Here is a 23,364-nt window from a genome sequence, read left to right as displayed (position 1 = left end):
ATGGAAATCACCACCATTATCGGGATTGTTATCGCAATTGTGATTATGCTGTTTGGTATAAGAATGCTGTTCAAAAAACCTGTAGAGGCTGTACCTTCACTGGATGCCAACCTGCATATCGACCCGGATAGCCAGACACCGATCATTCCAAGGCATGTACGTTCTCAGTTGGCACAACAGGATGTCGAATCTGATCGTATCGAGCCAAGCTTGGGTATAGATGAACCGGCTCCTGAAAAGCCTTCCGCCTTTCGCAAGGCTGAATCAACTCCGGTTGAGCCAAAAGCAGTCGAAACTCCTGTAGCTGCCCCGTCAACAGAAGCTGAAGTAGTGAAAAAGTCGGTAGTCACGGCAGCAGATGTTCAACAGGTAGAAGCGGAACAGAAGAATAGCCAGATTGAAACCAAGGAAGAAATGCCTGAATTCAGCCTGAACAGCAACATCGAAAAAGCAGAAATTTCTGAATTTAATGATGAAAGTAGTATTCTGGATGCACATCTGCATGAGCAAAAAATAGTGGATGAAGAAAGTGCTTTGTCCAATGCTGAAACCATTATTTCTTTGCATATCTATCCGCAAGGCCGTGTACTTTCGGGTGATAAAACCTTGAAGGTTTTATTGAAATATGGCCTGCGTTATGGTGAGTTGGCCTGTTTCCACCGTTATAGTGAAGATGGTTCAAAACTGCTGTTTTCGGTATTGCAAATGACCGATACCGGAATGGAAGGCTTTGATCTGGAAACCTTATCAACGCAGGAAGTGAAAGGTTTGGCATTCTTCCTGGCTTTACCGCATAGCGATGTACAAAATGCGTTTGATACCATGGACAGTATTTCACGTCTGATTGCCCGTGAAGTGGACGGTCTGGTCTATGACCAGAATCAACAGGAATTTACTCCACAATTACGTGAATTCTGGCGCCATCAGGCAATTGATTATCGTGCTGGACAAGGGACGGAAGTTTAAGGCTGCTTTGTTCAATCTCCAAGTTGAATCTGTAGACTGCAATTTTTATAATAGCCAAAAGCTGAATATTCTACAGGGCGGATTTTCCGCCCTTTTTTATGGTGAAATTATGACCCAAGATGCCACTGTCATTGCGCAAATGCGTCAACTGATTCAACTGCTTGCCAAGCATAACCATGCTTATTATGTGATGGATCAACCGAGCATTGAAGACAGTGAATATGATCAGCTCTTTCATCAGCTCAAAGCCTTAGAACAACAATATCCTGACCTGATCCAGTCCGATAGCCCGACAGATAAAGTGGGTGGGCAGGCGCTTTCAAAATTTGTGACCGTAACACACACCGTGCCGATGCTGTCATTAGGCAATGTCTTTAATCAGGAAGATCTGCTGGCTTTTGCCCGCCGTATTGAAGAACGTTTGCCAAATCAAAAAATTGAATATGATGTTGAACTGAAATTTGATGGTCTGGCCATTTCACTCTGGTATGAGCATGGCGTATTGACGCGTGGAGTGACGCGCGGCGATGGAGAAACCGGTGAAGACATCACCCAGAATGTCAGAACCATTCGCAACCTGCCGAAACTTTTATCTCCGGTGAATGGTATCATTCCCGATTTGCTGGAAGTACGCGGCGAAGTGCTAATGCCGAAATCCGGTTTTGAAAAATTGAACGCTGCCAATGCTGCCAAAGGTGAAAAGACCTTTGCCAATCCGCGTAATGCTGCGGCAGGAAGTTTGCGTCAGCTGGATCCGAACATTGCTGCCTCGCGGCCATTGGCTTTTTATGCTTATGGGATTGCACAGTGTGTACCGCATCATGGTCAAACCACCATGTCTGCCAGTCTGGAATGGTTACATCAGTTCGGTTTTGCGGTTGGCGAGCGTCACTTTATCTGTGACAGTATTCAGGACGTGCAAAAGGTCTATGAACAGATTATTGATGAGCGTGCCAGCCTCAGTGTTGAAATCGATGGTATGGTGATCAAGGTCAATGACCTAAAACAGCAGCAACAACTTGGTTTCCTGAGCCGTGAACCTCGTTGGGCCACCGCCTATAAATTTCCGGCAGTGGCTGCACTGACCACAGTAGAAAATATTAATTGGCAAGTCGGTCGTACTGGAACATTAACGCCGGTTGCGCGTTTAAATCCAGTCGCTGTCGGCGGAGTAACAGTATCTAATGTAACCCTGCACAATATTGGCGAAATTCACCGTCTGGATGTACGTATTGGTGATACCGTCAGTGTTTATCGTAGTGGCGATGTAATTCCTAAGGTGGAAAAAGTCTGGCCGGAATTTCGCCCGGTTGATGCAGTCGAAGTGCATTTACCTGAGCAATGCCCAGTCTGTGATTCACCCGTGGTCATGCCGGAAGGCGAAGCCTTGGCACGGTGTTCGGGTGGGCTGTATTGTGCCGCGCAGCGTATTGAGGCCATTCGTCACTTTGTTTCGCGTAAAGCTATGGATATCGAAGGGCTGGGTGATCGCTGGGTAGAGTCACTGCTACATCTAAATCTTTTAAAAGATGTCTCAGATATTTACCATCTGCATGAACATCGTGAGACTTTGCTCGGTATTGAAAAGATGGGCGCCAAATCGGTTCAGAATCTTTTGGATGCCATTGAAAACAGTAAAAAGACCACACTGGCTGCTTTTATCTATGCACTCGGTATTCGTGGGGTGGGTGAAACTACGGCGCGGATGCTGGCCAATACTTTCCAGACGCTGGATGCCTTGCGTCAGGCCGATCTGGAGGCTTTAAAGAAAACTCCGGATGTAGGTGATATCACTGCGGAATGGATTCTGGATTTCTTTCAGGCACCGCATAATCTGGAAGTTCTGGATCGTTTACTGGCTGCCGGTATTCACTGGGATGCACCGATCGCACCGACTCGTCAGCCGTTAAACGGCGAAAGCTGGGTGGTCACCGGGACTTTAAGCAGTATGGGACGAGATGATGCAACCCAGTTATTGCAAGCCTTAGGTGCACGAGTCAGTGGCAGTGTATCCAGCAAAACCAAATGTGTGGTTGCGGGTGAAAAAGCTGGCTCAAAACTGGATAAAGCAGAAAAACTTGGTATTCCAGTGATCAATGAACAACAGTTTATTGGCTTGATGCAAGACTATGGTCAGCTTGAAGCCTAAATCTCTGCACATTTCATGAAAGAATAAGAGTTAAAAAAGCCACCTTCGGGTGGCTTTTTGCATAAAAAGATTAAGGAATATATTTTTTCACAACACCATCATCGAGTAGCTGCTGGAAATGTTCAACCAGACTTTCTTTCACCGGACGATACTCAATGCCGAGCTCATTTTTACTTTTCTGGGCATTAAAGAAAATTGGATAACCCATATTTAGCTCTACAAATTTGCGGCTAAAACCTGCTACAGGCCCGAACAGTTTGAAAGCTGCCTTCGGCAATTGATTGCGTGGGAACGGAAATTTATTACCAAAATGCGCCCGCAGAATTTGGCCCATTTCCAGCAGGCTCAAGCTTTCACTGCAAATGATATAACGGCCATGCGCTTGCGGATTAAACGCAGCACGGATATGCGCTTCAGCGACATCCTGAACATCGACCACGCCATTCCACATCGGTGGAACGCCAAGCAGGGTCATGCCGTTGGCAAACTGTTGCAGGACTTCTACACTGCCAGATTGGGTATTTGGGGTTAAGGATTGACCAAAAACCAGTGCAGGATTGATACAGACTAGATCCCAGCGATCTTGTGCTTCAGCCATTTCCCAGGCTTTACGCTCTGCCATGACTTTGGAATAAGGATAAGGCTGATGCGTGGCCGAACTGGTGGTATTCCAGTGTGATTCATCAAAACTGTTATTTTTAGTTTGTAGAATATCAATGGCATCGCCATAGGTGGATGCGATACTCGATGTGACGATCACGCGTTTCACTGATTCAGTCTGATTGACACTATTCAGTACATTTTCAGTGCCTAACACCGCAGGTTCGATAATATCTTTGACTGCATCTTTATAGTTGGTGACCACAAAAGGTGAGGCCATATGAAAGACAATTTCACAACCTTGCATCGCCTGATCAAAAGAACCTGGGCTTAATAAATTGGCCTGAAATAACTTGAGAGTTCCCGGTGTGCTGTCGGCAATTTTTTCTAAATGGGCAAAGCTTTTACTTTTATTTAGGTCACGTACCGTGGCATGTACAGTATAGCCTTGCGTGAGTAATTTCTGGATGACCCAGCTGGCAATATAACCCGATGCACCGGTAACCAGAACAGGCGCTGTTGTTTGTGGATGTGTCATATCGGAACCGTTGTTGTTTTAAATTTGTGTGAATGATAAGCGAAATTTAAGCATGAAGTACGCCAATGCAGTGATGTTTATACAAAAAGAATGAATCTGTCTGGTCAAAATTAAGATTTACAAATTTTAACGCATGTGTTTATTTGCCGGTTTTAGGTTATTGCCAAGCGTAATGAAAATGCAAAGTGTTGTTTTATAAATGGGATTTCATTAAGAACGAAGTGTAAATGCAAGTACTTCTCATTTTAATTATATAAAAATCAAATATTTAACCATGGTTAAGCTTTGCAAATTCAATCGCTTTTCGCCATAATAGCAAAATACAGGTAGGGAGTTATTCAAATGCGCGGAAATCCAGAAGTCGTAGATTATTTAAATATGTTGATCGGTGGCGAACTGGCTGCTCGTGACCAATACTTGATTCACTCTCGTATGTATGAAGATTGGGGATTGACCAAAATCTTTGAACGTATTGATCACGAAATGCAAGAAGAGTCCCAGCATGCGGATGCGATTATCCGTCGTGTTCTGTTCCTTGAAGGAACGCCAAACATGCAGCGCGATGACGTTGAGATTGGCGAGGATGTGGTGAGCTGCCTGAAAGCTGATCTAAAACTTGAATATCATGTGCGGGAAAAACTGGCGCAGGGCATCAAACTGTGCGAAGAGAAAGGTGACTATATCAGCCGTGATATGTTACGCCAGCAAATGTCGGATACCGAAGAAGACCATACTTACTGGCTAGAAAAACAATTGCGTTTAATCGAACTGATTGGTTTGCAAAATTATATTCAGTCACAGATGTAAAACCGAATGAATAAAAAACCCAGCACATGCTGGGTTTTTTATATCTTGAAAATACTTAGTTGTTATTACTCATAATGCCAATTTTTTTGACCTCCAGCCTTTGAGCTGCCGCCATGACCATAGCGATATGTTTATATTCAGTGGCACGATCCGCCTTGATTTTAATCTGATCCTGATCCGCTTTTTGCGCTACTGTCTTGAATAAGTTTTCCAGAGCTTGGGTATTTGCTACCGGCTGTTCATTCCAGAAAATCTTACCTTGTGCATCCAGACGTAATTCCACCAGCTCAGGCGGTTTTTCATCGGTTACAGGAGGCGTTCCATTCGGTAGATCGATATTAATCGAGTTATTCGGCAAAGGAATTGTGATAATAAACATAATCAGCAAGACCAGCATGACATCAATCAATGGGGTCATGTTGACATCTAACATCACATCATCGTCTTGATTTGAACCAACATTCATACCCATAAACTTAATCCTTCTTTGTGCTTAAGGTGTAGCGGGCGGAGTGGTGACAAAAGCAATTTTGCCAATACCGGCCTGTTGGGTGGTACTAATCACCTGATCAATTGCTTCATAAGGTGTTAACTGATCACCACGAATATGCACTTCAGGCTGCGGACGTTTCTGTGCTTCTGCCTGTAAACGGCTCAGTAAAACTGTTTTATCTGCAATATAAATTTCGTTCCAGAAAATATCGCCAGTTTTATTGACAGCCAGCTGAACATTTTCTGGCTTGGTTTCATACAGTACATTTCTTTCTTCGGGCAGATCGACAGGTACGGTATGAATGGCAACCGGTACAGTAATCAGGAAGATAATGAGCAGAACCAGCATAATATCAACCAAAGGGGTGGTATTAATGGTTCCAATTACCTCATCATCGCTGTCGTTTGAATTGACCATCATTCCCATGGCTGATACCTCACTCTTACTTCACGTCACGATTAACAGGATTATTGGTCGTAATTTCACCGCTGAGTAATACTGCGTGTAAATCAGAACCAAAGGTACGGACTTCTTCCATGACTGCTTTATTACGGCGAGTCAACCAGTTGTAGCCGAGTACCGCAGGAACCGCGACCGCAAGACCGATTGCAGTCATGATTAGTGCTTCACCAACCGGGCCGGCAACTTTATCAATGGATGCTTGCCCTGAAACACCAATGGCAGTCAGTGCATGGTAAATCCCCCAAACGGTTCCGAAAAGTCCAACGAAAGGTGCGGTAGAACCGACTGTCGCAAGGAAGGCTAGACCACCACTCAGATGGTTCTGGATTTTGTCGATCGCACGGGAAATTGAGATAGTGACCCAGGTATTGAAATCAATACGCTCAAGTAGTGTACCGCCATGATTTTTAGTTGATTTAATCCCTTTTTCCGCAATAAAACGGTAGACGCTGGCTTCGTCCAGATTCTCGGTTGCATTATCTAGAGAAGATGATTCCCAGAATTGGTGTTCAGCTTCCTTGGCTTGCTTACGGATCTTACTTTGCTGTAAACATTTGCTGATCATGATGTACCAGGTACCGATCGACATAATGACCAGAATGAACAGGGTGACTTTAGATACCATGTCACCTTCTTTCCACATGGCTTCCAGACCATAAGGATTGTGAGCAGGTTCTTCAGCCGCAGCAGGTGCTGGAGGCGTCGGTTCAGCCGCTGTCGCTGGTGTTGCCGCTGTATCCGTTACGGTACTGGTTGGCGTAGCAGACGGTTCGGCAAAAACTGCTTGCAGGGGCAATAAAGTGCTCATGGCAATCACACCAGCAGCAGTCATGTTTTTTAAAGGTTTTAGTGATTTTTTCATCATAGATCTCCTGATTTTTTTCTTTATCTGTTGTATCTGTTAGTCAAGGACAAATTCATATGGAATGTCATACCAAGATTCTTGCGGTTCGCCATTTTTCATTGCCGGCTTGAAAGTACATAAACTGAAGGCCTTGGATGCTGCACGATCCAGCGCACGACTACCGCTCGACTTTTTCACTTTGGCATCTTGGACCTTGCCGGTGGTATTTACATAAACAGAGATCAGAACTTCACCTTGCTCTTCATTCATTAGTGCATCACGTGGATAGTCTGGGCGTTTACAACCTGCTTCACCTTGTGAAACACCACGAGTGACACCAGTGGGTGGAGGAGCTGGGGCTGGAGCGGCTGCGACTACTGGAGCCGGTGCTGCTACCGGACTTGGTGAAGGACTCGCTGCAACGGGAGTAGGTACTGCAACAGTTGTCGGTTGGGTTGGTGTTGGAAGTGTTTTCTGTACAGGAACGACTTTTTCAACCGGTTTCACCTCAGGCACTTGTGCCACTTTTTCCACGATTTTTGGTGGTTCAGGTGGTGTTTCTTTTGGTGGCTCAGGTTCAGGCGGCTTAATATCTTGAATAATCATTAGCTCAACTGGCTGTTCCGTCGGTTTAATAATGTCTTTTGCCATACCAGCCATGAGTACCAGGCCAACCAGGATATGCAAAAAAACAACGACCCCAATACCAGTCAGTTTTTTGGCGGAGTTTTTTTCTAAGTCTTCAAACTTTGTGCCCATCATGACTCCTAGAATTTAAGACAAACAGGAAATAGTGCACTGATGAGAAAATTTTTTTAGTTACAGGCAGCATTATTTTTTGTTTGGCTAAAATTAAACGGGGAAAACCGCAAACACCGCTTGGCAGCAGTGTTTGCGAAGTAATTAATTAAAAGAATTTATAAGTACCACGTAGGAAGTAGGTACGGCCCATTGGATCACCGTGACGAGGGTCATAGCCATATTGAGCATTGTTGGTTGCATCAGAAGCAGGTGGTTCTGCATCAAACATGTTGCGAATACCTGCAGTTAGCTCTAAATTCTTGAATCCGCTATAGGTGCCTGCAAAGTTATAAAGCGTATAGGCACTTACATCACGTTCTTGAGAAAAGTCTTCATAACCACGGATATATTGTTGTTCTAGTCTCATTTTCCAGTCTTCATAAGACCAGTTGATATTGGCAATATGTCTCCAGCGGACGACTGCAGGATCATCATAGATGCTGACGAGCCCTTCCCATTCACCGTTTGGTTCTTCTTGCTCATCCATTTTGATGACATAGGTACCATCAATCCCAAAACCAAAACGGCCTGTTGCTGTCATTGGGCTTAAGTAGTTCAGGCTGAGGTCAATCCCTTCAGTTTTTAATCCACCCATATTTTGTAGAGTTGTATTTAAATACTGGATACGACCATCTGGAGCGTAAACGATCAGATTGCCATAGCGATCAAGGTCATTAAAAATGTCATTAGGAGTAACTGAGCTGACTAAACCTTCAATGTCAATATTGTAGTAATCAGCGGTGAATACCAGATTCTTGATTGGTTCATATACGAATCCGGCTGTAAAAGAGGTTGATTCTTCTGGCTGTAAGTCTGGGTTACCACCTTGTTTACGCTTGAACTGCATACCACATTGGTCTGCAAATTGGGTGCTGGTCGGTTGACCGTTAGCATCACAAAAACGTGGGTTATTGAAGTTAGTGCTAGTATTGGTTTCACTTTGTAAAGAGTTGATTTCCCACATACTTGGGGCACGGAATCCAGTACTATAAGAACTACGGAACATTAACTCTTTAACCGGTTCCCAACGTAGGGATACTTTTGGATTGAAAGTATCACCAAAGTCACTATAGTCATCATAACGTGCCGCAAGTTGAGCTTCTAGAGTCGGTAAGATCGGTACATGTAATTCAGTAAACACCGCAGTAATATCACGGTCACCTGAACTTGATGGTTTATTTGGATCAATACCAGAACCTGGAACCTGGCGAACAAGATCGGCATTCACCTTGGCTTCCCAGTCCTGAGTGGTGTAGCTACCACCCAAGGCAAATCCAACTTCACCTGCAGGTAGTTCATAGATTGGACGGCTGACGGTGAAATCTATAGTGGTAGAATCCAGACTTGCCATATTTGTTGGGCCTGCCACATCAAAAGTAGACCATTTCCCAGCATCTGCAGCGGCCTGAGGACCAAATGGGTTTAAGGTGCCATCATTAAGTGCGGCTTGAACCAAACTTTGATTCAGGTAACCACTGACGAAATTATCAGTTGCTTCACTTTTGGCATAAGTAACGCCACCATTTACATCCCAACCGTAGACTTCACCTTCAATCCCTGCAAAAAAGCGGTTTGATTCATTTTCTGATTGAGAAACACGGTTACCTGATTGTGAACGTAAATAAAGTGCTGCTCTTGGATCTACCAGACCAGCGATGTCTGGTGTAATGCCGTTGCCTGGATAATATTTGCTGGTATTTGGAATAGAAAGACTACCTCCCCATACATCAGGTGCTATCGAGGTTTTTACTTTACTTTCAGTATAAATATATTCAGCAACCGCATTTAATGAATCGGTTAATTTGAAGGTACCTTTACCTAGAGCTGAAAAAGTTTCTTCTTCTGGAGTAATACCAATGAGTGCTTGAGTGTTTAACAGGCAACGTGTACCAGATACAAACATATTTGGTGCATTATTACAGTTTTGATTGATATAAGGGTTAACTACACCTACACCTGAATCTAAAAGGTTGGCAGGGAAGCCGGCACTTGAACCGATCGCCATGTTCAACTCTGGAATTAAACCACCACGACGGCTGACTTTACGATCTTTGGCCATGATCATGTCAGAAGTACGATAATCTACTACACCGTAAACGTTGAAACCTTGTTCATCCAGATCACCATAACCACCGAAAATAGAGACATCATATTTGTCGCCATTCTTTTCTTCAGGTGCTTGCAGTCCACCAGAAATACCGAAACCTTGGTATTCCTTTTTGATAATAAAGTTAATTACGCCGGCAATTGCATCTGCACCATATACTGCAGAAGCACCATCACGCAGAATCTCGATTCGCTCAACCATCGCGAGCGGAATAATATTCAGGTTAACTTCAGAAGTACTAAATGGGCTGTTAGCCAAACGACGCCCATTTAATAAAACTAAGGTCTTATCAGTACCAATCCCACGCAGGTTGGCAGAAGAACCTGAAGTATTACTTTTACCAATATTTTGAGAAACAGCAAAACCAGCTTGGTTAGCACTTACTTTATTAATTGCTTCTTCAACCGTGGTGACCCCCTGATTCACCAGATCTTCGACTTTAAGCACAGTAATAGGAGATGCACTTTGTGCAGCTACTCCTTTAATAGATGAACCTGTCACTGTCACTTTTTGAACCTTGGTAGGTTGAGCGGCAGAGTTTTCTGGTTCATCAGCTGCATGTGCCAAAGACAAGCACATCATACTTAAGGTAAGCGTACTTAACTTGAGTATTGTCTTGCCAACTGTTGGAGCCCCCATAGATCCGACTAGTTTGTTTATTTTCATCGTAATTTTCACCCTTTTGTTATGTGAAGTAGTGCTGGGAGGACTTAAGCAAAGCGAATGCCAACTTATAAATTATTAATTTTAAAAAATATTAAGTGATTGAAAAAATTATATTTAATTTGATTTTTTTGGAGATTTACTAAGTTTTGATGAAGAAAAATTAAGAGAGTGGGGTTTAAAATCTGAAGAAAGTCTCTATAGGAAACCATGAGAAAGTAAAAAATAAATATTTAATGAATAAGAAAGGAATCTAAAACTGAAAGAGAAATTGAATAAAGTTTAATCATGGTGCATAATTTTTACATAAAATATATAATATTTTTTTAAAATAAATTATTTATAATACAAGTACTTGTGTTTATTTATTGTTTACCTAAAGGTATACAATAGTGCAATAAGATGAAACAGGGTTGAGTTATTTTTGTGCAGACTAGGCTTGGAGCTAGATTTTAAGAATAAATATTAAATTAATGATTCATGGAAAATATTATGTTATTGATAATGTTTTAAATGATTAATAAAAATAAGCTTTTTTGAGTTAATAACAGGAAAAAATCGTTATTTTTCGAGGATGGCATGAAATTCGCTTTGTTCATTTTATTCCATCTGTCCAGCTTTGACCCATCCATTGAAGCAAATATGGGATGATGTGTTAAAGACTTCCTATAGCAATAAAACTTCAAGATCAAGAATAGGTACAAATTTGAAATCAGCACTTTTCAGCATGACAATTTTGGCCTTGGCCATGACTACGGGGCAAGCCTCTTGGGCAAAATCATCTGCACATCCGGATAAAGTTTTAAACTTGGCTTTCGAAGCACCTGATGATGGTTTTGATATGGTCAAAACCTATAATTTTTATAGTGGTAGCGTTGCTGAAGCCATTTTTGAACCTTTATTGCGTTATGACTATCTGGCGCGGCCGGCAATTCTGGTACCAAATACCGCCGAATCCTTACCCAAGGTTGAACAGGATGGCAAAGTCTATACCTTTAAAATCAAGCCAGGAATTTATTTTAGTCCTGATCCTGTATTTCAGGGCAAGAAGCGTGAACTGGTGGCACGTGATTATATCTACTCCATGCAAAGGATCATGGATCCCACAAATCATTCTCCGTCTTTTTCTTTTATTGAGGGAAAAATTCTTGGGGCAGATCAGGTCATCCAGCAGGCTAAAAAAACTGGCAAGTTCAACTACGATGCGCCTATTCCCGGTTTAAAAGCACTAGATAAATATACTTTACAAATCACCTTGACCCGTTCCGATCTGAATTTTCCATATATTCTGGCCTATGTTGCTTTTAGTGGTACCGCACGGGAAGCGATCGAACATTATGGTCATCGGACAGGTCAGCATCCGGTTGGAACAGGGGCGTATCAGTTACACAAATATGTGCCGCGTAGCCGTATTGAACTGACTGCCAACCCGAATTATCGCGGTTTTGTCTGGAACTTTAAGGGCGATGGTTCCGAATGGGATCAACGTATTGTCAAAGCCATGCAAGGCAAGCAGATGCCGCAAATTGGCAAGGTCAAAATCAGTATTATTGAAGAAGAACAGTCTCGCTGGCTGGCTTTAAAGTCTGGACAACTGGACTATGACAAACTCACTGCGAGCGGTGCCGAACAGGCACTGGAAAATAAGCAGCTGAAAAGTGAATACAAGAAAAAAGGCATCCTGCATTATCCGAATAAAGAACCGGAAATTACCTATACCATCATGAATATGCGTGATCCGTTAATTGGTGGAAATTCACTGGAAAAAATTGCCTTACGTCGTGCTCTCGCCTTGTCCTATAACCAGAAAGAAGCTATCCAGCAGTTGTACAAAGGTCATGCCGATAAAGCTGAAATGATTTTGCCAGAGGGAGTGGGGGGACATGATCCGAAGTATAAAAGCAGTATTGCTTATAACCCATTACTGGCCAATAAACTGCTTGACCGCTTTGGCTATAAGAAAGGCGCTGATGGTTACCGCACCTTGCCTGATGGCAAGCCTTTGACACTAAAAATGAATTCAACCAGCTCAAGCTCTTCGGTGATTTCTGCAGAATTATGGAAAAAGAATCTGGATGCGATCGGGGTACGAATTGAGTTCAAGGTCAGTAATTTTGCTGACAATTTAAAAGAAGCCACCCAATGCAAACATATGATGTGGGGAGGAGCCTGGATTGCGGACTATCCGGAAGGGGAAAACTTTGCCCAGTTACTGTATGGGCCAAATGCGCAGCAAGGCAACCTGAGTTGCTATACCTCAAAAGCCTATGACGCGTTGTACCAGACCGCGATGAAGCTGCCGCCGCAGCAGCGGACGCCATATTATGAGCAGATGAACCGTCAGATGGAAGCCGATAATCCATGGATTCTGCACAATACCCGTATACGTAACTGGTTGATTCATCCGCATGTACAGGGCTTTAAGGCTCATCCGGTGACCAGAGCAGTTTGGCAATATATGGATATTGAACCTGTTAAAAAATAACCTGAGAAGATTAAGAACCAGTATGAATGTGAATAAAAATACTTTAAAAAAACTGGCCAATGGGGTGCTAATGGCCGGTTTGATGATGGCAGGGAGTGCACCGACATGGGCCAGCAATCCTGCCAACCCGAATAAGGTTTTAAAAACAGTATTTCTGGCAGCTGAAACCGGTTTTGATCCGGGTTATATCCATGACCGTTATTCAGCCAAGATTAATGCCGCGATTTTTGAGACCTTATTTACCTATGATTATCTGGCCTCGCCGGCAAAATTAGTGCCATTGACTGCAGTCAGTCTGCCTCAAGTGAGTGCGGATGGCCTGACTTATACCATCAAAATCAAAAAGGGTATTTACTTTGCCGATGATCCGGTCTTCGGCGGTAAAAAACGTGAACTGACCTCGTATGACTATGCCTATAGCTTGAAACGTCTACTGGACCCAAAGCTGCATTCACCGAACAGCTGGTTGCTGGATGGCCGAATTAAGGGGCTGGACGCATGGATGGCCCTAACCAAAAAAAATGGCAAAGCCTATGAAAATCCGTTTGAAGGTATTCAGACCCCAGACCGCTATACCTTGGTCTTAAAGCTGAATAATCCGGATCAGAACTTTCCGATGTTGCTAGCACATGGGCCGGCCGCTGCGGTAGCTCGTGAAGTGATTGAAAAATATAAAGACAAGGCGGGTTGGGTCATGAATAGGCCAGTGGGAACTGGTCCTTATGTGCTTAGCCGCTGGACACCAGGCTCACGGATTATCTTAAAACCAAATCCAGCTTATCGTGGTTTTGTCTGGGACTTTAAAGCCAGTGGTGCAGAAGATCATGCCATTGTAAAAGCCATGCAGGGCAAAAAAATGCCTCAAATCGGCACTATTGATGTGCGTGTTATTGAAGAAGCGCAATCCCGGATGCTGGCATTTAAGAAGAATGAACTGGACCTGCTCGAAATTGAGGGCGATATCGTCGTACAAGCCCTCGATGGTGATAAATTAAAGCCTGAGCTGGCCCAGCAGGGAGTGAAGCTGTCACGTATTTTAGAGCCCTCCATTAGTTACCATTACTGGAATATGCAAAACCCGGTCGTGGGTGGTTTCGCACCAGAAAAAATTGCCTTACGTCGTGCCATGGCGATGGCATTTTCTGTAGAAAATATGATCAATGTATTACTTAAGGGAGATGGCGCAAAACTGCATATGCCTATTCCCCCAGGAGTAGCAGGCTATTCACCGTCCTATAAAAGCAGTATTCCCTATTCAGTCAAAGCAGCCAACATGTTGCTCGACCGCTATAACTACAAGATCGGTGCAGATGGCTGGCGAAAGACGCCTGAAGGTAAACCTCTGGTGATTGAACTGATTACTGGGAATACCAGTCGGGGCCAGCAGCAGGGTGAATTCTGGAAAAAGACCCTGGACAGTATCCATATTCAGCTGACCAGTAAGGCCATGCCATTCGCTGAAGGCATCAAGCTGGAAAAGCAATGTAAAACCATGTTTAAGAGTTCTGCATGGATTGCCGATTATCCGGATGCTGACAACTTTATGCAGTTGTTCTATGGCAAGAATGTCAATGTCACCAACAATGCCTGTTTCAAGCATCCTGAATTCGACCGTCTATACGAACAAACCCAGAGCATGCCGCCTGGACCGGAGCGTGATCTGCTCTACCGCAAAATGACCCGAATTCTAGAAGTCAACATGCCGACCCTGATGCTCTATAGCACCTACCGTAACGCTTTGACCCAACCCCAAATTATTGGACATAAGTCCCATCCGATTCTGTCTTCAGAATGGATGTATATCGATATTAATACGAAAAAGTAAGAAAAAATCTGGAGATGAATATGAAATCAAAATCTTTAAAATTAAGTACCTTATGTTTAATGATGATGGGGGGATATCAAGGTGTAGCGGCAGATACCCAAGTACAGCTGCTGCCATTATTCAAGGCTGCAGAAATTCCGTCTTTATGTGATGCCAGTCTGGCCTCCATGCAAAAAGATATCCAGATATTTGAAAATAAGAAAATTAAAAATAAAGCCAAGGCAGGGCCTTATCTGGCTGAATGGGATGAGTTGCATGCCAAAGCCCGGGATTTCGGTGCAGCAGTAGGGCTGTACAGTAATGTCGATCCGGATCCTGTATTGCGTCAGGCAGCCGATGACTGTGAACTTAAAATCAGCAAATACCAGACCACCCTGTATCAGAATCCGAAACTGTATGGACAGTTCAAAAAACTGAAAGCCAGTGATCCGATTGATCAGAAATTTTTAGAAGATATTCTGGAGCAGTTTGAAAACACCGGGGTACAACTCAGTACAGAAAAACAGAAACGATTGAAAGAAATTATTGAAGAAAGTACCAAACTGGGACAGGACTTTTCCAAAAATGTGCGGGATAACCCTGAAAAGGTTGAATTTACTCCAGCTGAAATGAAAGGCCTGCCAGAAAGTTACATCGCAAATTTAAAGAAAAATGAAAAGGGTGATTATCTGCTTGGCTTTGATTATCCGGAATATCAGCCTTTTATGGAGCTGGCAGAAAATGATGAAGCACGCAAACGCTACCAGACCGCTTACACGCGTCGCGGGACCGAACAAAACCTGCAATTCATGAAAAAGGCCATTGATCTGCGTTATGAAATGGCACAACTTTTTGACAAGGAAAGCTATGCCCATTCTGCACTTGAATTCCGCATGGCCAAAACTCCGGAAGCAGTGAAAGGTTTTCTGGATGAGGTTTATGCCAAAGTTGCACCTCTAGAAAAGCAGGATGTAGAACAATTACGCCAGTTCAAGGCTGAAACTTTAAAAGTTCCACTAGAGAAAGCAGAAATTACACGCTGGAATCAGGGTTACTGGAGTGAAAAACTGCGTCAGGCCAAATACAAGGTAGACCAGGAAAAATTGCGGGATTATTTCCCGACAGAAGCATCGCAAAAATGGTTATTCGCTATTTCTTCGGAACTCTATGGCATTGAGTTCAAGCCGGTGAAAGTTAAGGCCTGGCATGATGAAGTGGAATATTATGCGGTACATGACAAAGCTACGGGCGAATTTCTGGGCGGATTATATGTCGATAAATACCCGCGTGAAGGCAAATATGGGCATGCAGCTGTCTGGGGAGCTTATGGCGGCAGTACCCTGAATCAGCGTCGTCCGGTATCGGTACTGGTGACCAATTTTAACCGTAAGGGCTTGAACAGCAACGAACTGGAAACCTTTGTGCATGAAATGGGTCATGCCTTGCACGGGATTCTATCGAAAACCCGCTATACAGAACAATCTGGTACTTCGGTAGAGCGTGACTTTGTTGAAGCGCCGTCACAGATGTACGAAGAGTGGGCACGTCGTCTGGAAACCTTGTCAAAAGTAGCAGATTACTGTGAGCCAGCATGTCCTCGGGTGGATGCTGCCATGACCGAGCGCTTAAAGAATGTGAAGAATTACGGCCGAGGCCTGCATTATGCCCGTCAGGCTTTATATGCCCAATATGATATGGCCTTGCATGGTAAAGATGCAAAAAACATTGAGCCTTTAAAACTCTGGCAGGATATGGAAGGTAAAACTGCCTTGGGTTATGTTAACGGTCAGCAGTTCCCGGGACAGTTCGGGCATCTGATGGGCGGCTATCAGGCAGGTTACTATAGCTATATGTGGTCTGAGGTCATTGCCCTGGATATGCTTTCTTCCTTTGGCGATCAGCTGATGGACAAGAAAGTCGGTGCGCATTATCGCAATACGGTCCTGGCTCAAGGTGGTCAAAAGCATGGCGAGCAAATGGTGAAAGACTTCTTGGGTCGTGATCCGGACAGCAAAGCTTTCTTTAATGAAATCTCTGGAAAAAATTAAGGAAGACAAGCGATGCTGGCATATATTATTCGACGGCTTTGGCAAATGATCCCGACCATGCTCGGGGTGATTTTGCTGATATTCCTGCTGTTTAACTGGGTAGGCGGAGACCCTGCCTATATTCTGGCCGGTAAAATGGCCAATGCGGAACAGATTGAAAACATCCGTCAGCAACTGGGTGTGGATCAACCGTATTACGTACAACTCTGGATCTTTATCAAGCAGATTTTAACCTTTGATTATGGGGTGAGCTGGAGCACCGGGGAGTCGGTGGCACAGATTATCACTACCCGTTTGGGGCCCTCACTGACCATTTTGATTCCACTGACCATTCTGCAAACTATTATTTCTATCATTTTGGCTTTGGGGGTGGCTTCGGTTCGTGGTTCTTTGACTGATCGCATGATCATGATGCTGTGTACGATCGGTATGTCGATCAGTATTCTGGTATACATCATCGTGTTCCAGTATTTCCTGGCTTATGAATTGAGCTGGTTTCCGGTACAGGGCTGGAGTGATAATTTCGCCGATAATCTTTTCAAATATGCCTTGTTACCTGTGCTGATTATGTTGGTGGTAAGTATTGCACCAACACTACGCCTGTATCGTAGTTTCGTACTGGATGAAGTCAATCAGGACTATGTACGTACTGCGCGTGCCAAAGGCCTGGGTGAAAACCGTATCATGGGCGTGCATGTCTTGCGCAATGCCTCGATTCCGATTATTACCGATGTCATGGCAGGACTTCCGGCACTGCTGATCGGTGCTTTCCTGATTGAACGTTTTTTTGGTATTCCTGGAATTGGCCGTGAAGTCATTATTGCGGTAGAACGTTCCGATTTTCCTGTGATTAAAGCCATTACGGTCTATGTTGCTGCTGCGACCATGATATTCAACCTGATTGCCGATCTGATCTATAAATGGGTCGATCCGCGTGTACAGTTGAAGTAGGTGAATTATGCTGAGTGCGATATTTAAAAAAGAACAAGCGGCTGAAGCAGTACCTGAATCGGCTTCAACAGGATTATGGCAACTGGCCATGCGCCGTTTGAAACGTGACCGGATTGCCATGTTTTCCCTGTATGTGGTGCTGTTTTATCTGCTGCTGCTGGTACTGTCAATGAGCGGCCTAATTGCCAAAGACTGGAATAAAGAAGTGGCGGTCAGCTATGCACCGCCGAGTTTTATCAGTGCAGCGCCAGTTCCGGTTGCATCTGATACAGAGCAGGGCACGGAATCTGTGCCTTTACCGGTCAATCCAGTTGATCCTTTAAAAGATGTCATTGCTGAATTGAATGCTGAAATTGCTGCTGAGCAGGGTGCAGGTGCAGGCATCGATTATTATGGAGTGGTCGATCCGCTGGCAGAAGACATGAAGGCCATTAATCAGGAGCTCGGCGGCCAGCTTATGGATGAAAGTGGGGAACTCAAGCAAAGTCTGGTCTTTGGCGCCGATAAATGGGGTCAGGATGTTTTACAGAAAACCATTAAGGGGGCTGAAACCTCGATTCTGGTTGGACTGATTGCAGCTTTTGTCGCTGTACTGATTGGGACTGCACTGGGTGCAATAGCAGGTTACTTTGGTGGCTGGGTCGATGATGTCCTAAACTGGTTCTATAATATCTTTACCTCGATTCCCTATCTGTTGCTGGTTTTGGCCATTGCCGCAGTGTTACAGCAGAAAGGTATTTTATCAATCATCCTGATTTTAGGTCTGACTGGCTGGACCGGGGTCTTCCGTTTGGTTCGTGCTGAATACATGAAGCATAAGGCACGTGAATATGTGCTGGCTGCCAAGGCGATTGGCGTGAGTAATATGCGTCGTATGTTTGTCCATATTTTTCCCAATGTCAGCCATATTGCCCTGGTACAGATGTCTATTCTGGTGGTGGCATTTATCAAGTCCGAAGTCATTTTGAGCTTCCTCGGTTTCGGTGTGCCTATCGGGGTAGTGTCATGGGGCAGTATGCTAAATGAAGCACAAAGCGAGCTGATTTTGGGTAAATGGTGGCAACTGGCGGCAGCCTCAATCGCCATGGCGGTATTGGTAACTGCTTTCTCGATGTTTACCGATGCACTCCGTGATGCATTAGATCCAAAACTGAAATAGGAGCGCAACGATGTCTGAAATCACTCCAAGCACAGCACCTGCGCTACTTCGCGTAGAAAATCTGCGAGTCAGTTTTAAAGGTGAAAATAAAGAATATATTGAAACCGTAAAAGGAGTTTCTTTCGAGATTCCGGCCAATACCACGGTTGCACTGGTAGGCGAATCGGGGAGTGGCAAGTCGGTCACTTCCCTCGCCACTATGGGCCTGCTTCCGGCAGAAAGCGCACGTATTTCAGAAGATAGCCAGATCATCTTTGAAGGGAAAAACCTGCTCAAGCTTAAAACCCGTGAAATGCGCCAGATGTGTGGCAAAGACATTGCCATGATTTTTCAGGAGCCGATGTCTTCGCTAAATCCGGTATTTACGGTAGGCATGCAGATTGCAGAAATCCTGCAACTACATTTGGGCATGAATAAAAAACAGGCGCGGCAACGTACCCTGGAACTGCTCAAAGAAGTGGGGATCCCTGCGCCAGAAACTAAAATTGATGCCTATCCGGGGCAGCTTTCCGGTGGACAGCAGCAACGGGTCATGATTGCCATGGCCATTGCCTGTGAACCTAAACTATTGATTGCAGATGAACCGACCACAGCTCTGGATGTGACTATTCAAAAGCAGATTCTGGACTTGCTGGAATCGCTGCGTCAGCGTCGCCAGATGTCGATGCTGTTTATTACCCATGATCTGGCATTGGTTGGTGAAATTGCCGATCAGGTGATTGTGATGCGCCATGGGGAAATCCGTGAACAGGGTCCGGTTCGGGAGGTGCTGGACCGGCCTCAGGACATGTATACCAAAGCCTTGTTACACTGCCGTCCACAATTGTCGCAACGTCCGTTACGTTTGCCGATGATCAGCGATTTTATGAAACAGGATGGTTCAACCTGGCTGGAAGATATCCGTCTGAATACTCAGCTTCCGCAACGTTCACGTGGACTAAAGGGCGGAGAGGAAATTATTCTGGATGTACGGGATCTGAAAAAATCTTTTTATAGTCGTAAAGGACTGTTTGGCAAAGATGAATTTCAGGCAGTAAAAGGGGTTTCTTTCCAGTTGGCCAAAGGCAAGACCTTGGGGCTGGTCGGGGAATCCGGTTCGGGTAAAACCACCATTGGCTTGTTGCTGATGCGTCTGCAACAGGCTACGGGTGGCAAGGCACTGTTTCAGGGTCGGGATATTCTGGACATGTCGGAACAGGAGTTTACCCAGTATCAACGTAAAATCCAGATCATTTTCCAGAATCCCTATGCTTCGCTGAATCCACGTTTTACTGTTGGACAAATCCTGATGGAACCGATGCAGATTCACAAGATTGGTCAGGATGATGCTGAACGCAAACAAATGGCTTTAGACCTGCTGGAGCGGGTCAGCTTGCCTGCACAGGCTTTTTATCGTTACCCGCATGAGTTTTCTGGTGGTCAGCGTCAGCGGATTGCAATTGCACGCTGCCTGACCTTAAAACCCGAGATTTTAATCTGTGATGAATCGGTTTCGGCGCTGGATGTGTCAGTACAGGCGCAGGTATTGAATTTACTGCAAGATTTACAGGATGAATTTGGTCTGAGCTATATCTTTATTTCGCATGATTTGTCGGTAGTGAAATATATTTCTGATCAGATCATGGTGATGAATCATGGGGAGCTGGTGGAAATCGCCAATTCAGATGAACTGTATCAATCTCCACAGCATGAATATACCAAGCGTTTAATCGGTGCTATCCCGCAAGGGATTCCACAAAGTGCCTGATGCATAAGGCATAAAAAAGTCAGGCAATGTGCCTGACTTTTTTTATTTATCTTAATTAAAACTTTTTAAAGCCTTTGTTGATACCGTATGGACGACGCGGCGCATTTTCATCACGCTCTTCACGGCGGCCGAAACCTTGATCCGGACGGTTTTCACGACGTACAAACTGAGTGCCATTCTGGTTTTCAGCTCTGTCACGACGACCATAAGCATTGTCATCACGACGCTCACGGCCAGTATTATTTTGTGGTTGCTCATCACTGTCACGACGTTGCTGACGCAAGAAACCGCCACGGCGCGCAGCCATCGGTTTGTCTTGCATACGCTCGTTACGGCGTTTCGCCATACCAAACAAGCCTGTACCTTGACGTGGCTTCAATTCCACAGCTTTGGTCAGGTTGTCGATATCGTTTTTATCCAGTTCAATCCAGCGACCGGTACGCAGTTCGCGTGGCAAAATCACAGTACCATAACGGGTACGCAGTAGACGGCTGACTTTCAGGCCTTGTGATTCAAAGATACGACGTACTTCACGGTTACGACCTTCTTTCACCACGACCTGGAACCAACGGTTGATCCCGTCACCGCCCAGTTCAGAGAAAGATTCAAATTTCGCAGGACCATCATCCAGCACTACGCCTTTCAACATGTTATTTTTCAGTTGTGGTGTTACTTCGCCCATGACACGAACCGCATATTCACGTTCGATTTCATTCGATGGGTGCATCAGACGATTCGCAAGTTCGCCATCATTTGTGAACAATAGCAGACCGGTCGAGTTAATATCCAGACGACCGACCATCACCCAGCGATCGCCCGGAATAGCAGGCAGCTGTTCAAACACGGTCGGACGGTTTTCAGGATCGCTACGTGAGCAGATCTCGCCTTCAGGCTTGTAATAGATAATGACACGACGACGGATTTCGTCTTCAATCTGGAAGGCAACTTTACGACCATCGATGCGAAGCTCATCACCTGGTTCGATTCGTTCACCCACTTGGGCAATTTGCCCGTTGACACTTACACGACCCGCGGCAATGACTTCTTCCATATAACGGCGAGAACCCAAACCAACGCGTGCAAGCACCTTTTGCAACTTTTCACTCATGACAGCATAACCTTAGAAATAATTATCAACAGTTCACCTATTTATGACTTCGGTGCATTCGCATCGAGGGCCATAAAAGCTTCCTTGGCATCCTGCAGGGGAGGCAATTGGCCCAAACTATTCAGGCCAAACGCATTTAAAAATTGTGGCGTTGTCATTAACAACGCAGGTCTTCCAGGGAGTTCACGAAATCCGGACTCTTTAATCCAGTTCCAGTCAAACAGCGTACGCAGGTTTTGACTGTTATTCGTAACACCACGAATCTGTTCAATATCCGCTCGAGTCACTGGCTGGTGATAAGCAATCACCGCAAGTGTCTCTAGTAATGAAGGCGACAAGCGAGCCGGTCGCTCTGGCCAGGTCTGTGCAATAATATTACGATATTTTGCACGTACTTGAAAACGATAACCTTGTGCTGTTTCAATCAGTTCGATCGAACGGCCATGCATCAGCATGGAAAGTTGTTGTAAATACTGACGTAATTCCTGTTTGCTATAGCGATCCTGAAAAGCTTCTTTCAGACGAGCCAATGAAACCGCAGTGTCACTGGCAAAAATAATGGCTTCAAGCTGCATCAGGACTTCATGCAGATTATCTTCTGCAGATAACAGCGTATTTTGATCGAGTGTCATTGACTGGCTCCTTGAATTGCGAGCGGGGCTTCAATACCTGTAGCAATAATCTGAATTTTTTGTTGTCTGGTTAGTTCCAGCACTGCCATAAAGGTCACCACCATACCCATACGGCCTTGGCTCGGTTTTAACAAGTCCTTAAAACTGAGCACTGCGCCAGTTTCAATACGACTTTCAATATAGGCAATCCGTTCCTCTAACAGTACCGGTTCCTGTTGCACCTGATGAATCACCGGTTCAGGACGGTTAAATATACAAAGCAAGGCATCACGCAATAAATCGCTTGAATAGCCTTCATTCGGCTGCTGGATGTCTCCCAAACTGACGTTGGTGGTGAAAGTGTCACGTTCCAGAATCGGCATCTGGCCCAGACGTTCTGCTGCCTGTTTAATTCTTAAATAATTTTCTAAACGGTCAATCAGTTCTTGTTTTGGATCCTGTTCAATCGCAGTCAGGCTTTTCGGTTTCGGCAAAAGCAAACGTGATTTCAGATCTGCCAGTAAGGCCGCCATCACCATATAGTCGGCCGTCAGCTCGATGTTCAGGGATTTCATCGCGTCCATATAAGACAAATACTGTGCTGCAATCGGCGCGATATCGACCTGTAACAGGTCAAAACCGTTTTTTTGAATCAGGTAAATTAAAAAGTCGAGTGGGCCTTCAAAATGTTCTAATAAGATTTCAAATGCCGCTGGAGGAATGTACAGATCCTCTGGAATTGTATCCTGCCATTCATCCAGAACCCGAATGTGCGGAGCAGATTCCATAGTGTTATGGATAATTTGAGTCATTACAATTATAGGCCACGCGAATTTTCAAAGGCATGCAAAGGCTTGATTTTCGGTATCTGATCGAAAGAAAAGCACAGGATTAAGCGTTGTCATTGTACTGGAAAAGTAACTTTAAATAAATTAAATAAGCCGTCAAAGCCATAAAAACTTAAAAAAATAATGGAATTTATCAGCTCTTTCAAAATAGCAATGAGAAAAACGGCAGAACA

At 44.5% G+C, this 23,364-nt stretch carries 18 protein-coding genes; 9 read left to right on the top strand and 9 right to left on the bottom strand.

The window, feature by feature from the left end:
- A complete protein-coding gene (locus FTV08_RS12155; RefSeq protein ID WP_005251067.1) occupies positions 1 to 966 on the top strand; it encodes a cell division protein ZipA C-terminal FtsZ-binding domain-containing protein in 966 nt (321 codons plus the stop codon).
- 109 nt (positions 967 to 1,075) lie between these two features.
- Positions 1,076 to 3,115: an NAD-dependent DNA ligase LigA gene (ligA, locus tag FTV08_RS12150; RefSeq protein ID WP_180087417.1), complete on the top strand. Its 2,040-nt coding sequence runs from the start codon at positions 1,076 to 1,078 to the stop codon at positions 3,113 to 3,115.
- 70 nt (positions 3,116 to 3,185) lie between these two features.
- Here ligA and FTV08_RS12145 read toward each other — a convergent pair whose 3' ends face one another.
- Positions 3,186 to 4,253, bottom strand: a complete 1,068-nt coding sequence (locus FTV08_RS12145) for an aldehyde reductase (RefSeq protein WP_155861769.1) — start codon at positions 4,251 to 4,253, stop codon at positions 3,186 to 3,188.
- A 342-nt stretch (positions 4,254 to 4,595) separates the two neighbouring features.
- Here FTV08_RS12145 and bfr point away from each other — a divergent pair, with 342 nt between their 5' ends.
- A complete protein-coding gene (gene bfr, locus FTV08_RS12140; protein WP_004279207.1) occupies positions 4,596 to 5,060 on the top strand; it encodes a bacterioferritin in 465 nt (154 codons plus the stop codon).
- Between the two features lie 55 nt (positions 5,061 to 5,115).
- Here bfr and FTV08_RS12135 read toward each other — a convergent pair whose 3' ends face one another.
- From FTV08_RS12135 to FTV08_RS12115, 5 genes are all read right to left on the bottom strand, one after another.
- Positions 5,116 to 5,532, bottom strand: coding sequence for a biopolymer transporter ExbD (locus FTV08_RS12135; RefSeq protein WP_004279208.1), 417 nt, complete (start codon positions 5,530 to 5,532; stop codon positions 5,116 to 5,118).
- Positions 5,533 to 5,553: 21 nt separating this feature from the next.
- Complete coding sequence (locus FTV08_RS12130) at positions 5,554 to 5,979, bottom strand: biopolymer transporter ExbD (protein WP_005247138.1); 426 nt, start codon at positions 5,977 to 5,979, stop codon at positions 5,554 to 5,556.
- 16 nt (positions 5,980 to 5,995) lie between these two features.
- Positions 5,996 to 6,880, bottom strand: coding sequence for a MotA/TolQ/ExbB proton channel family protein (locus tag FTV08_RS12125; protein ID WP_171260784.1), 885 nt, complete (start codon positions 6,878 to 6,880; stop codon positions 5,996 to 5,998).
- A gap of 36 nt (positions 6,881 to 6,916) precedes the next feature.
- The gene (locus FTV08_RS12120; protein ID WP_180087416.1) at positions 6,917 to 7,618 is read right to left on the bottom strand and encodes an energy transducer TonB; all 702 of its coding nucleotides are present in this window, start codon (positions 7,616 to 7,618) and stop codon (positions 6,917 to 6,919) included.
- Positions 7,619 to 7,766: 148 nt separating this feature from the next.
- On the bottom strand, positions 7,767 to 10,433 hold the full coding sequence (locus FTV08_RS12115) for a TonB-dependent receptor (RefSeq protein WP_180087415.1): 2,667 nt from the start codon (positions 10,431 to 10,433) through the stop codon (positions 7,767 to 7,769).
- Positions 10,434 to 11,157: 724 nt separating this feature from the next.
- Here FTV08_RS12115 and FTV08_RS12110 point away from each other — a divergent pair.
- The 6 genes from FTV08_RS12110 to FTV08_RS12085 are packed head-to-tail and all read left to right on the top strand — an operon-like array spanning position 11,158 to position 20,624.
- Positions 11,158 to 12,915: an ABC transporter substrate-binding protein gene (locus FTV08_RS12110; protein WP_180087414.1), complete on the top strand. Its 1,758-nt coding sequence runs from the start codon at positions 11,158 to 11,160 to the stop codon at positions 12,913 to 12,915.
- A 22-nt stretch (positions 12,916 to 12,937) separates the two neighbouring features.
- On the top strand, positions 12,938 to 14,740 hold the full coding sequence (locus FTV08_RS12105) for an ABC transporter substrate-binding protein (RefSeq protein ID WP_180087413.1): 1,803 nt from the start codon (positions 12,938 to 12,940) through the stop codon (positions 14,738 to 14,740).
- Positions 14,741 to 14,760: 20 nt separating this feature from the next.
- Entirely contained in the window at positions 14,761 to 16,767 is a 2,007-nt protein-coding gene (locus tag FTV08_RS12100) for a M3 family metallopeptidase (RefSeq protein WP_180087412.1), read from the top strand.
- A gap of 12 nt (positions 16,768 to 16,779) precedes the next feature.
- Positions 16,780 to 17,718: an ABC transporter permease gene (locus FTV08_RS12095; protein ID WP_004279216.1), complete on the top strand. Its 939-nt coding sequence runs from the start codon at positions 16,780 to 16,782 to the stop codon at positions 17,716 to 17,718.
- A gap of 7 nt (positions 17,719 to 17,725) precedes the next feature.
- Positions 17,726 to 18,877: an ABC transporter permease gene (locus FTV08_RS12090; RefSeq protein ID WP_180087411.1), complete on the top strand. Its 1,152-nt coding sequence runs from the start codon at positions 17,726 to 17,728 to the stop codon at positions 18,875 to 18,877.
- 10 nt (positions 18,878 to 18,887) lie between these two features.
- Positions 18,888 to 20,624 carry an ABC transporter ATP-binding protein gene (locus tag FTV08_RS12085; RefSeq protein ID WP_180087410.1) on the top strand — a complete coding sequence of 579 codons (1,737 nt, stop codon included), beginning with the start codon at positions 18,888 to 18,890 and terminating at the stop codon, positions 20,622 to 20,624.
- A 55-nt stretch (positions 20,625 to 20,679) separates the two neighbouring features.
- Here the strand turns inward: FTV08_RS12085 and rluB are convergent, their stop codons facing one another.
- Genes rluB through FTV08_RS12070 form a run of 3 tightly spaced genes read right to left on the bottom strand, consistent with a single transcriptional unit; the run spans position 20,680 to position 23,155 of the window.
- A complete protein-coding gene (gene rluB, locus FTV08_RS12080) occupies positions 20,680 to 21,732 on the bottom strand; it encodes a 23S rRNA pseudouridine(2605) synthase RluB (protein WP_180087409.1) in 1,053 nt (350 codons plus the stop codon).
- A gap of 41 nt (positions 21,733 to 21,773) precedes the next feature.
- Positions 21,774 to 22,364 (bottom strand): SMC-Scp complex subunit ScpB, encoded by a 591-nt coding sequence (gene scpB / locus FTV08_RS12075; protein ID WP_180087408.1) that lies wholly within the window; start codon positions 22,362 to 22,364, stop codon positions 21,774 to 21,776.
- Complete coding sequence (locus FTV08_RS12070) at positions 22,361 to 23,155, bottom strand: ScpA family protein (protein WP_180087407.1); 795 nt, start codon at positions 23,153 to 23,155, stop codon at positions 22,361 to 22,363. The genes scpB and FTV08_RS12070 overlap by 4 nt, the downstream gene beginning before the upstream one ends.
- Between the last annotated feature and the right edge of the window lie 209 nt (positions 23,156 to 23,364).

Source organism: Acinetobacter sp. YH12226, assembly GCF_013417805.1.
Taxonomy (GTDB): Bacteria; Pseudomonadota; Gammaproteobacteria; order Pseudomonadales; family Moraxellaceae; genus Acinetobacter.
This window is presented reverse-complemented; position numbering and strand designations above follow the sequence as displayed.

What these genes read in the sequence shown, in the direction of transcription:
- FTV08_RS12155 (WP_005251067.1), top strand. Translation starts at nt 1, where the DNA reads ATGGAAATCACCACCATTATCGGGATTGTTATCGCAATTGTGATTATG.
- FTV08_RS12145 (WP_155861769.1), bottom strand. Translation starts at nt 4,253, where the DNA reads ATGACACATCCACAAACAACAGCGCCTGTTCTGGTTACCGGTGCATCG.
- FTV08_RS12135 (WP_004279208.1), bottom strand. Translation starts at nt 5,532, where the DNA reads ATGGGTATGAATGTTGGTTCAAATCAAGACGATGATGTGATGTTAGAT.
- FTV08_RS12095 (WP_004279216.1), top strand. Translation starts at nt 16,780, where the DNA reads ATGCTGGCATATATTATTCGACGGCTTTGGCAAATGATCCCGACCATG.
- FTV08_RS12115 (WP_180087415.1), bottom strand. Translation starts at nt 10,433, where the DNA reads ATGAAAATAAACAAACTAGTCGGATCTATGGGGGCTCCAACAGTTGGC.
- FTV08_RS12130 (WP_005247138.1), bottom strand. Translation starts at nt 5,979, where the DNA reads ATGGGAATGATGGTCAATTCAAACGACAGCGATGATGAGGTAATTGGA.
- FTV08_RS12105 (WP_180087413.1), top strand. Translation starts at nt 12,938, where the DNA reads ATGAATGTGAATAAAAATACTTTAAAAAAACTGGCCAATGGGGTGCTA.
- FTV08_RS12120 (WP_180087416.1), bottom strand. Translation starts at nt 7,618, where the DNA reads ATGGGCACAAAGTTTGAAGACTTAGAAAAAAACTCCGCCAAAAAACTG.
- FTV08_RS12110 (WP_180087414.1), top strand. Translation starts at nt 11,158, where the DNA reads ATGACAATTTTGGCCTTGGCCATGACTACGGGGCAAGCCTCTTGGGCA.
- rluB (WP_180087409.1), bottom strand. Translation starts at nt 21,732, where the DNA reads ATGAGTGAAAAGTTGCAAAAGGTGCTTGCACGCGTTGGTTTGGGTTCT.
- ligA (WP_180087417.1), top strand. Translation starts at nt 1,076, where the DNA reads ATGACCCAAGATGCCACTGTCATTGCGCAAATGCGTCAACTGATTCAA.
- FTV08_RS12085 (WP_180087410.1), top strand. Translation starts at nt 18,888, where the DNA reads ATGTCTGAAATCACTCCAAGCACAGCACCTGCGCTACTTCGCGTAGAA.
- FTV08_RS12070 (WP_180087407.1), bottom strand. Translation starts at nt 23,155, where the DNA reads ATGACTCAAATTATCCATAACACTATGGAATCTGCTCCGCACATTCGG.
- scpB (WP_180087408.1), bottom strand. Translation starts at nt 22,364, where the DNA reads ATGACACTCGATCAAAATACGCTGTTATCTGCAGAAGATAATCTGCAT.
- FTV08_RS12100 (WP_180087412.1), top strand. Translation starts at nt 14,761, where the DNA reads ATGAAATCAAAATCTTTAAAATTAAGTACCTTATGTTTAATGATGATG.
- FTV08_RS12090 (WP_180087411.1), top strand. Translation starts at nt 17,726, where the DNA reads ATGCTGAGTGCGATATTTAAAAAAGAACAAGCGGCTGAAGCAGTACCT.
- FTV08_RS12125 (WP_171260784.1), bottom strand. Translation starts at nt 6,880, where the DNA reads ATGATGAAAAAATCACTAAAACCTTTAAAAAACATGACTGCTGCTGGT.
- bfr (WP_004279207.1), top strand. Translation starts at nt 4,596, where the DNA reads ATGCGCGGAAATCCAGAAGTCGTAGATTATTTAAATATGTTGATCGGT.